We start from the raw sequence: 11646 nt of genomic DNA on the forward strand, positions 1-11646 counted from the left end.
GATGTCTACCATTAAGTTTAGCAGCTCCCTTCTTCCCTTGGGGAGAAGGTGCTCGTTAGGGCGGATGAGGGTAGCAATTATCGAATTAAATCCTCAATAGTCCAATCATCATGTTCCAAGACTTTTGCGATCACCTGATTCAATTCCCGCGCAATTAATTCTTTACACTCGGTCGTTACTGGACCATTAATCGAAATTAAATACTCTCCTTCCTGATTTCTTGAAAATAAGACCCATAGAGAACGATTATTTACAGGGCGATCCTCACTTCCAAAATGATTCGCATACTGAAATTTAAGATTCGTCAAACTACTATCAGGAGCTGCCTTACTAAAAAAGGAAGGGGTAATGTTCATGAGAACGCGTAACCGCTCCGGTTTTTGCAAAGGCCTTTTGCGGTTAAATAATTTATTGAATTTTCTTTTAAGTGAGGTATTGAAACTAATGACTTCAGCCCAGCTTAGGTACTTAAGATAGAAATCAACCATCAATGAATTAAGCTTCGTTTTCCTAAATTGTTTCATTAATTGCAGTCTATTCCACCTATAAAATAAATAATGGCTTATTGGGAATCCTGAATCTTTAAATTCACTGTTTTTAATGATATGCGAGCATTTTTGAAAAGAAGCCGTTTTTAATTGTTGTTCCTCAATCGACTTAATCAATTCAATAAAGTGATCTTGCTTATCCAGGGTACTATTTAGCCGTTTATACTCTGAGAACATGCCAACAATAGACTTGTATTGGCTCCCTTCCCTACCACTATGGATCAGAATAAAAGGGATTTTCTTTTGCTGACTTAACTTATAAAAAACAATATGACATGCAGCGATTAACCCAAGACTGACATTCATATTTTGAGTCCTATGCCATTCAATAAACTGTTCGGCCTTATGCGAATCAATAGGATAATGGAATAAATACTTTTTCTGACTGTCTATAGGCATAAAGTATTTAGGTCCTAAGTACAGCATTTTAAAGCCCTTGTTATAATTCTGCCAAAACTTAATTTTGTGTTTTAAATTTGCTGCATACAGGTGATTACTTTTTTTGACATAATTGAGATAGGAATCTCTTTCTGGTTCCAAAATCAATTCCTGACCATGGGCCAACGCTTCATAGCATTTTTTAAATTGACTCAATATAGAATCACATGAGGGTCCATCAACGATGATATGAGGGATTATCATGTGCAATTCGTGCAAATCACTGTTGATTTTATAGAGATAGACCCTAATGAGTGGCTGTTGGGTTAATGGGACTTCATGCCTCATATTATTTTGAAATTCCTGATTAAGCTCCGTCTCTTCATTATTCAGGGAAATGTCTTTATAGATTAATTCAAATTGTCCTTTTTTCCTCAATACTTGAATCGGCACTTCCTTGTCGAATTGCAACCAAAAGGCGCTATTTTGTTTTACAACTGCATCAAATGCCTGAGCAACATAATCCTTATTCAGCTTACCTTGAATCTGTAATTGTGTGCCAATATTATAGGGATAACCGAGTCTATTGAGCACCCAAAAAACATATTGAAAATCACATAAAGGAACTTCTTCACCGACTGTATTTACAGCCATTTGCTGTTCTGTTTTATTATCAAAATCAAATACATTTTGTAATTCATTCGCTATATTTTTGGCAATCTTTCCCACACTGGGATCATTAATAAAATATTCAATGGATAAGTTCAGGGTGGGACATTGCAATTTATCATGAATGCGATTGCGAATTTCAATTGCCATCAGTGAGTCCAAACCCAAAGAGAACAATCCATCATTGACCTTAATCTGTTCTACATCGTCCAAACCGAGAACCTCGGCAGCAATTTCACGCAAAGCTTTGCTCAATATGGGGATACTTTCTTCCTTGGAATGCTGACGAAGCGAATTTAAAAAATGCTGATCAACTGGATGAGCCTGTTTCATCAGCTCTGCGAGCCATGCCTGCTTGGGCGAGTATTTGAAATAAATATCCCAATTAATTGGGCATACAGCAATTTGCGCTAACTCGCTCTTTAACAAAACATCAAGAACATCGATACTGTCTTTATCTAACAAGGAAAAGCCACGTTGTTGCATTGCCTGTCCTAAGTTTGCGCTCATTCCCATTGAGTGAAACGGCCCCCAATTAATGGTCAATGCAGGCAACCCTTGTTGTTGTCTAAGGTAAGCTAATCCATCCAAAAATCCATTGGCAGCCACATAGTTAGCTTGTCCTCTGGCACCAAGTATGGACGCTGAGGATGAAAATAAAACGAATAAATCGAGTGGAATATCTTTGGTTAACTGATGCAAAATCAATGCACTGTCCATTTTAGCACTGAGTACGCTTTGCATCTCCTCATCTGTTAAATTAACCAATAAACCATCTTGCACAATACCGGCAAGATGAAAAACACCTTGCAAGCGTTTGGCGCTTTGTTCAATCTCTGCAATGAGGTGCTCCATTTGCTGATAGTTACTGGCATCTGCCTGATAATGTTTAATAAAAACTTGTTTTTTACGAGCACGATCAATCAATAGTTTAATTTCGGGGGAACATTCAGACCGGCTAGTAATCACAATATCATGTGCCCCTCGACGCATGAGATACTCAATTAATGATTTTGCCAAAGCACCTGTTCCGCCGGTTATCAAATAAGTGGCATCACTTTTAAATAACATCTCTTGTTGGGTCACATTTGCAGAAAGCGGCGCTTTCTTTAATCTAGGAATATAAAACGTCTCGCGGATTGCAAATTGATTTTCAGCGCTGTTAGCAGCAAAAAGATACTTTAATATCTCGGGCAAAGTACTCGCTGTCCCTAAATCGATTGCATAATTATTAATGAGTTCAAGCTCATTACTAAAAGTTTTCCAAAAAGCACAAGCCATGGTGTGGTAAGGGTTTACCTTATCGGTTTCATGAATCGAATAAGCATTTTCAGTGACTAATATGAAGCGATTAGGTCGTGACCTAAACATCTTTTGACAACAATGAAACAGATCATTGAATTGACTTTGATTGTATAAAAAAACGATGTTCTTATTTTCAATAGGTCCTAACTCATTGGCATCTTGAATGAGCTGATAATCCAGATCACCCAATACTGCCTTTGCTTTATCGGGATCATTTGCAATGACCACTAACTCAGGAAGCGGTGTTTGAGTCAACACGTTGAGTTTGAGAGGACTCCATCGGATTTGATAAAGGTACTGGAGATAGGATTCATAAGGAATGAAATGACTTTGCGTGACTTTTCTGAGTTTAAACTTTTCAATTTCACCAATCAGTACCCCCGAATTATCATAAAATTTGATATCGAAACACAATTCATTCTCATGTTCAGACACTCTTTGAACTACATGGAGCCACATGCTGCGAGGGGCTTCCTGGATTGTCGTCATTCGTGCAAATGTATAAGGCACATAAACAGTGTGCTCATCATGATTCATTTTGAATAACAAAATACTTTGCATCATGCCATCAAGCAAAATAGGGGGATAATAATAGTTAACACTTTGACTGTTTTTAGTCATTACTACCTTAGAAAGAACACCATCTGCATGAATGTAACTCTCTTGGAGAACACGTAAATCATCGCCATAAAATACGGCATGCTTTTTAAAATGTTCATAAATTTGTGATGCATCAAATTGCCGTTCAGAAGATGATTTTAAATCATAAAAATCAAGAGACTCCGATATGGCCGGTACCTGCGCATTGATTTCCATTTCAGAAAATAATTGCCAATTATCCTCTTGTTTGGCAAAAATATTGATTTTATATTGTTCGTCATTTTTCGGTTTCACATGCAATTGAAACTCTTGATCGTGTTTCGGATACAATGGACGTTCAATCTGAAAGTGTTCAATTGAAAAAGCATGATGCTTCATTACAAACTTGGCTGCCGACAAACCCGATTCAATAAATGCTGTTGCCGGAAAAATGACCTTATCAAAAATAAAATTTTGCTTGATATAGGTTAAATGTTCTAAATCGAGCTTGTTGCTGAATAAAAATTCATTACCGGGCATCGAGAACATCTGCCCTAAAAGAGGATGAACCACATCAGCTGAGGGGCGGCTCGAAGTGCTTTTATCAATCCAAAATTCAACCGGATCAAATACATAATTAGGTAAGCTAATTTTGTTACATTCATAACCCTTGTTTTTATAGTATAAAGCCCAGTCAACTTGTTTGCCCTGCATATAGTCTGTCAGCACCGACTGAAACATGGGCTCATTTTGCACTTCAATAGTGCTGTTTTTTCCGTGTGATAGTGCAAACTGTCCTGTTTCTAATAAGTGACTTGCCTCATGGGCACTATGGGCTACTAAAGCTAATCGATAGAGCTGCTGAGCGCGACATGTTGCTGCAGTAAAACAAATATCACCAAAGTCATCTTGTGTTGTTGCCAAATACTGCTGATAACTTTGAGCTAAATGCTCCAGGGATGCTTGCGAATTGGCAGAAAGAATCAATAATTGGACTTTGGTCGATTGCGTTGGCTTTGGTTCTGCGGGTTTAGGAAACTCTTGTAAAATAACATGTGCGTTGGTGCCACTAAAACCAAAAGCATTAACCCCGGCACATCTTAATTTAGAGCCCGAATTCCAATCGATTTTTTGCACAGCAAGAAGGGTATCACCTAAATGAATGTGGGGGTTTAATTTTTTAAAATGGAGCAACTTATAAATTTTTTTCTTTTGTAAGCTCAGCACTGTTTTAATCACACTCGCCACGCCAGCAGCACTTTCAAGATGGCCAATGTTGGTTTTAACCGCACCAAGATATAAAGGATTATCCTGAGAATGTTCTTTTCCATAAACTTGGTTGATTGCATGAACTTCTATGGGATCCCCCAAAGAGGTACCCGTTCCATGCGCTTCAATGTAGCTGATATCACTCGCAGATAAATCCGTTTGACTTAAAGCCTTCATCATGACCTCTTCCTGGCTTTTGCCATTAGGAACGGTCAATCCCGCAGATCGCCCATCATTATTTACCGCGGAAGCTTTAATGACTGCCAAAATGTTGTCTTTATCACGGATTGCATCCGATAGTCTTTTAAGAAAAAGTACCCCACAGCCTTCTGCACGGGCATATCCATCGGCTTGTTCATCAAAAGTTTTACAGTGACCATCAGGAGCTAAAGCTTTAGCTTTACATAAAGTGATATTCGACTCTGGTAATAACAGTACATTGACCCCACCAGCTAATGCGTAATCAATTTCCCGATTTTTTAAACTCTGACATGCATAATGAATGGCAACTAAAGAGGAAGAACAGGCAGTATCCACACTGATTGATGGACCTTTAAAATCAAAAGTATATGCTACTCGGCCTGGAATAAGATTGGAGACATTCCCTGTAATCGAATAGACACTTAATTCTTCATTAGAGAAACCTGATTTCTCCAATTGCGCATAATATTCATTGGGACCTACACCGGCAAAAACTCCGGTCAAACTGCCACGTAGTGACTCAGGCAAATAATTTGCGTTTTCAAAAGCCTTATAAGAGCATTCTAAAAAGATGCGTTGTTGAGGCTCCATTAATTTTGCTTCGCGAGGGCTAATCCCAAAAAAGTTTGCATCAAAACATTTAATATTTTCGATTAATCCGAGTTTATTGACATAAGATTTTCCTGGCGCATCCATATCTGGATCATAGTATTTTTGATTATCCCAACGCTCAAGTGGAATATCTCTCATGCCACTTTTTCCCTCGTCAAGCAAAGTTTCAAATGCTGCAATATTGGGAGCATTAGGAAAGGTACAACTCATACCTATGATAGCGATTGAATCCTCTTCCTTTCCAGCTACAGGCTTGGAAGCTGGCTGAGTAATTAAATACTTATTGAGTTCTGAAGCAATATGCAAGGCCAGTTTGTTAATGGATGGGTAATCAAAACCAATGGTCGCCGTTACTTTAAGGGTTGGTGCCAGTTTTTCCTTAAGTTTGCTTGCCAGCTCAGTAATCATCAATGAATCGAAACCCAGCTCAAAAAATCCCTCATCCTCATCCAACTCGTCTGCGTTGGTTATTTCAAGAATCTCATTACAAATAGCACATATCATATCTTTGCAAGCCTGGAAGCGATTTTCTTCTCTCGTTTCCAGATAATCATTTAGCCATGAAGATAAATTTTTATGAGCAAACTGCTCTGCTGCATTCAGTTCATCCGCTAAATGTTTATGAAAAGCAGGTACGGGCTTGGGAACAAAGTCCAGCATGAACTTGAGGTATTCCGGTGAAATAATGGCTGCGTGGCTTAGCTGATCATTGATGAGAATTTTAATGAAGGCATGACCTTGCTCGTTACTTATTAAGGATTGCTTCAAACCTTGATCTTGGGAGCGTTTTTTTGCCATACCTACTTCGCCCCAAGGCCCCCATTCAATCGCAGTTCCGACCATCCCCAAACGTTGACGCTCAGCAATCAAAGCATCTATGAAACTGTTGGTGCCGCTGTAAACGGATTCTTTATTACTTCCGAACACTGAGGAAATTGAAGAATAGACAACAAAGAAATCCAAATCGAGGTTTTTACTCAACTCATGCAAATACCAGCTGCCTTGTACTTTGGCAGCAAATAAATAATCGACATCGTTATCTTTATGTTCGAGTAATGGCGCCTTAATTGCTGCTCCGGCAGCATGAATAATGCCTTTGAGCAGCCCATCCGCATTCAATTCTAAAAGTAAGTGACGCATGTTTTCTTTGTCAGTCACATCGACACTGACCGTACGAATGGTTCGCCCTGTATAATTGTATTGAATTTTTTTGATTGCTTCTTTTACCGCAGGTTTATCCGGATTTCTTGAGGTCAGGATAACCTCTCTTGCACCTGCAGAAAGTAACGCTTGTGCCGTGACCAGACCTAAACCACCACAACCACCGGTGATCAGATAACGACCTTCACCATATAAAGAGGGCCTTCTGTCCAATAATTTGGTTTTTTTCAAACGGGCAATGAACCGTTTGCCTTCTCGATAAGCCACAACATGCTCATACCATTGATCATAATTATGCTTGATTTCATCGACGACTTGCCCAGCATAATCTTCATCTTCCGTTTTTTCTGCATCAATTAAAATGGTATTGAATTGAGGTAACTCTAAAACCAAAGTTCGGCAAAAACCAATCAGGGGACTATCATTCAGATTAAGCGCACCTGCTGCAAGTTCAGGGATTGCATTCGTGGTAAGGACGATTAATTGCAATTGAATGCTTTTGTTATTGAGCTCTTTAACTAATGCTAATAGTTTTTTTATCGTGTTCTTTTGAAAATCAATACTCGCTTCAATATCTGCTGCCGAGGGAGCATCCAATCCCATCGCAAAAATAATTCCATCCAAATGTTCTAAGGGATGATTCTCTTCCTCTAGAATAATGTCTAATCCCTGTGCGCCAAGACGAGGAGCAAGTTGTCGCGCACCAATCAGAAGCCAGTTATTACCCTGTGTTTTGCGATTCGTGCGAGTACAAAGTTGTTGTTGCCATTGTAATTGAAAACACCAATCTTGAGGCATATGGATGTCTTTTATTTTGTCTTTCGTTTCAAACCAATGTTCTTCACGATCAAACTCATATAAAGGGAGGTTGACTTTGATAAATTGGGTATTCAGCGACTGATAAAAATCAGTCCAATTGATCATAAAGCCCGCTTGATAATCAGCCTGTAATTGCGCCAGTGACTTTGGTTGTTGTGAGGAGAAGGGATTGGTTTTTTCTTTTTTGATCGAATAGATCGTGTATTCATTTTTTTCAATAAGCACAGCCGCTTCGTTTGCGGTGCTTGCTTGAATTGCGACTCGAAATAAAAAATGGTTTCGACACGTTGCTGCGGTATAGCAAATATCTGCAAATTCCTCATGGGTATTGGCTAAATATTTTTGATAACTTGCTAAAAGTAATTCAAGTGCCGTTTTACTTTTTGCGGAAAGCACTAACAGAGACTCTTGGGGAAGTATGCGCCTTTCTATTGTTCTTACCGGAGCTTCTTGCATCACGATATGTGCATTGGCACCACTAAACCCAAATGAACTCACCCCGGCACACCGTAAACCTCCCTCCTTCGGCCAATCCATAGTACTCAACGGAATGACTGTATTTTTTAGCTCGATGGCAGGATTCAATTTTTTAAAGTTAAGGTGTTTAAATAATTGATGCGTTTGTAAACTTAAAATGGCTTTAATCACACCAGCCACACCCGAGGCACTTTCGGAATGGCCTATATTCGTTTTTACCGAGCTAATATAAAGAGGTTTCTGTTCGCTATGGTACTCACTAAAAATTTTACTCAAGGCATTTGCTTCGATAGGATCAGCCAGCGGTGTACCCGTACCATGTGCTTCGATGTAATCAATGTCTGCAGGCGATAGCTGTGCTTTGGCTAGCGCGCTTCGAATTACCTCTTCCTGAGCAATACCATTAGGAACAGTAAAACCACCACTTTTACCATCACTATTAATCGAGGTTCCTTTAATTACTGCAAGAATCGTATCATTTTCTTTTAAAGCAGTACTTAATCGCTTCAAAACAATAACACCGCATCCCTCACTACGCGCATATCCATCTGCATCCTCACTGAAGGTTTTACAACGACTTTCAGGAGATAACATTCTGGCTTTTGAAAGGGTAATGTTAGAATCCGGAGCCAGTAAGATATTCACTCCACCCGCAAGGGCCATATCACAATCGCCATTTTGCAAACTCAAACATGCATCATGAATCGCAGTCATCGATGAAGAACATGCCGTATCAATTGCTTGGATGGGTCCATGAAAATCAAATGCATAAGCCACTCGACCGGGCATCGCATTTAAGACATTTCCGGTTGCAAAATAAATATTAAGATCATCCAAACCGACGCCAAGACCCGCCAATAATCGGGGGTACTCATTGGTTCCGCAACCAACAAAAACCCCAGTTTTACTGTCTTTAATCGCAGCCAGAGATAAATTGGCGTTCTCCAAAGCATGATAGCTCGTCTCCATGAATACCCGTAATTGGGGCGACATGAGCTTCGCTTCACGTGGGCTGATATTAAAAAAATCTGCATCAAATGTTTTGATATGTTCAATTAGACCAAGTTGCTTGATATAAAGTCGCCCTAAAGCATTTACATCAGGATCGTAAAATTTTTCATTATCCCATCGTTCCAACGGGATATCAGCCATACCACTTTCGCCGCGCTCTAATAAGGATAAAAACGCATCAATATTTTCTGCTTTGGGAAAACGGCAACTCATTCCAATGATCGCAATAGGTTCATTATTGAGTACATTGACAGTGGGTTGTCGATAAACTGGCTCTGGCATCTGGATTTGTTGTAGGTGTCTGGCCAGCTTATCCAAAGTTAGAAAAGCGGGAATTGCCATTTTATAGGAGAAAAGCGCATAAACACTCTGCTCGAGCTCGGTGAGTAACTCCTGGTTGAACCCTAAAGAGCCGAAATCCTGATACGCATCAATCTGTTCTTTTTTTAAAAGAGATTGTATTTGAGCGGCAAGTTTTTCTTTAATCGTTTCTACTTGTTGTTCTTTGGGTTGCAGACATAAATTATTTAACCCTCTCTTGGTTCTTGACTCATGCCAATAGGGCTTTCTATCAAAATAATAAAGTGGTAAATCTGTTTTATTAAATGGAACATCATCTGGATCGATTTTTATATTAAATCCTGCAAGATACGCCTCATATATCTGATGTGCATCAGGAGCTACTGTTTGTAGCTCTTTTTTAACAGCGATCTTGCGCAACTCAAAATCGTCAGACTCAATCTTTTGGATTAAGGTTTCTTTATCTCGAGTAACAATCGCACAACGATATTTAAAATGATCGCGACAGCTGATGAGTGTAAAACAAATATCATGCAAACTCGTCGGCGTCTCTCGAAGATATAGTGCATAACGTGCCAACATTTGCCTTAATGAATACTCACTATTTGCTGAGACAACAAAACATTTTTCTTGCCCATCATCTAATGATGCAGATGGCAAGTAATCATGAGCTGCTTCTTCAATGATGACACTTACATTGGTTCCACTAAATCCGAAGTTAGATATCTGCACCTGCCTCTTTTTATTTTTTTGCTTCTTAAATGCAATTGCTTTCACCGGTAAAAGTGCAGGTATACTTTCAGGATCTATAGTTTTGTTGGGTTTCGTATAATGTAAATTGGCTGGAATTGTTTCGTGCTTTAATGCGCCAATTGCTTTAATCAGTGATGCAACCCCTGATGACGAAATACTGTGACCTATATTGCTTTTTACTGCGCCAATAATCAGAGGCTTATCTTGAGTATGATGCCCTTTATGGATCTGTTGTATTGCATTAAACTCAACTGAATCACCAACAACCGTACCCGTTCCATGAGCTTCAATATAATCAATATCACTTGGCGTTAAATGAGCTTGTGCCAGCACTTCGTGGTGGAGCGCAATTTGTGACTTAATATTTGGAGCCACCAAAATCGTCCCATCATCACCATCCTGATTCATGACAATACTTTTGAGTACCGCATGGATTGTGTCTTGATCTTTGATCGCATCACTTAAGCGTTTTACAATAACAACGCCACACCCTTCGCTTCGTACATAACCATCAGCATTTATATCAAAACTGCTGCATTGATCCCGCGCAGATAACATGTTTGCTTTAGTCACACTGATAAAACTTTCAGGACAAAGGCTTAGATGAATACCACCGACAATTGCCATAGAACATTGCTTCGTTCTCAACGAGGTTGCAGCAACATAAAGCGCTGCCAATGAAGAAGAACAGGCTGTATCTACAGCCATACTAGGGCCTTTTAAATTGAGAAAGTGCGAAAGTCTTCCTGCAGCAGCACTGCTGGCTGCACCAATCTGGGTATACGCATTAAACTCGATATTGTCTTTATAATTGAGTTGGCTGTAATCCTGAGTGGAACAACCATAGAATACCCCGGCATTTGAATTATTTAATGAGTGCAGTGGAATGTTGGCATGATTTAAAGCACGAATCGCTACTTCTAAAAAAAGACGATGTTGGGGATCCATTTGTTTGGCTTCGATTGCAGATATTTTAAAAAAAGATGCATCGAACAACTGAGGATTATTAAGAAAACCGCCTTTACGACTAATTATTTTATCGGGTTTCTCACGATCAGGATCATAATACTCATCAACATCCCAACGATCCTTTGGCATTTCTTTAATAGGCGAAAGCCCCTTGAGCAGCATCGCATAAAATGCCTCAACATCTTCCACATCCGAATCAACACCAGGAAATTGGCAATTCATTCCAATGATTGCAAGAGGTTCATTGAGAATGTCTTTTAGATTAAGTTCCTGGTTTTTTTTCACCACTTTAAAATACTCCCATACCACCAGAGACAATACCATTAAGTTTAATGGCGATGAACACCAGAGGCAGTGCACAAAATAAAAATAAAAAATAGCAATAATAAGGACTTATAACAAGACACTGAATTTTTGCGTGATAGGACAAATATACTTTGATTTTGTTTATTGCTGAATATCAGTTTCTTTTATATGCTTATTCAACATATCCCCATTACCTTTGTTTCATCTGAAAACAATAACGTCAAGGCTCAAAAATTTATTCACAAAGTTCCTTGAAAAGCAACTTCATGACACTCATACTTATTTAATA

1 protein-coding gene is annotated in these 11646 nt (G+C 39.1%); it reads right to left on the minus strand.

The features are described 5' to 3' along the window. Positions 1 to 77: 77 nt before the first annotated feature. Positions 78 to 11339: an SDR family NAD(P)-dependent oxidoreductase gene (locus tag ACF8MK_RS00875; RefSeq protein WP_392537783.1), complete on the minus strand. Its 11262-nt coding sequence runs from the start codon at positions 11337 to 11339 to the stop codon at positions 78 to 80. Positions 11340 to 11646: the final 307 nt, after the last annotated feature.

Source organism: Legionella sp. 227 (genome assembly GCF_043161935.1).
Taxonomy (GTDB): domain Bacteria; phylum Pseudomonadota; class Gammaproteobacteria; order Legionellales; family Legionellaceae; genus Legionella; species Legionella sheltonii.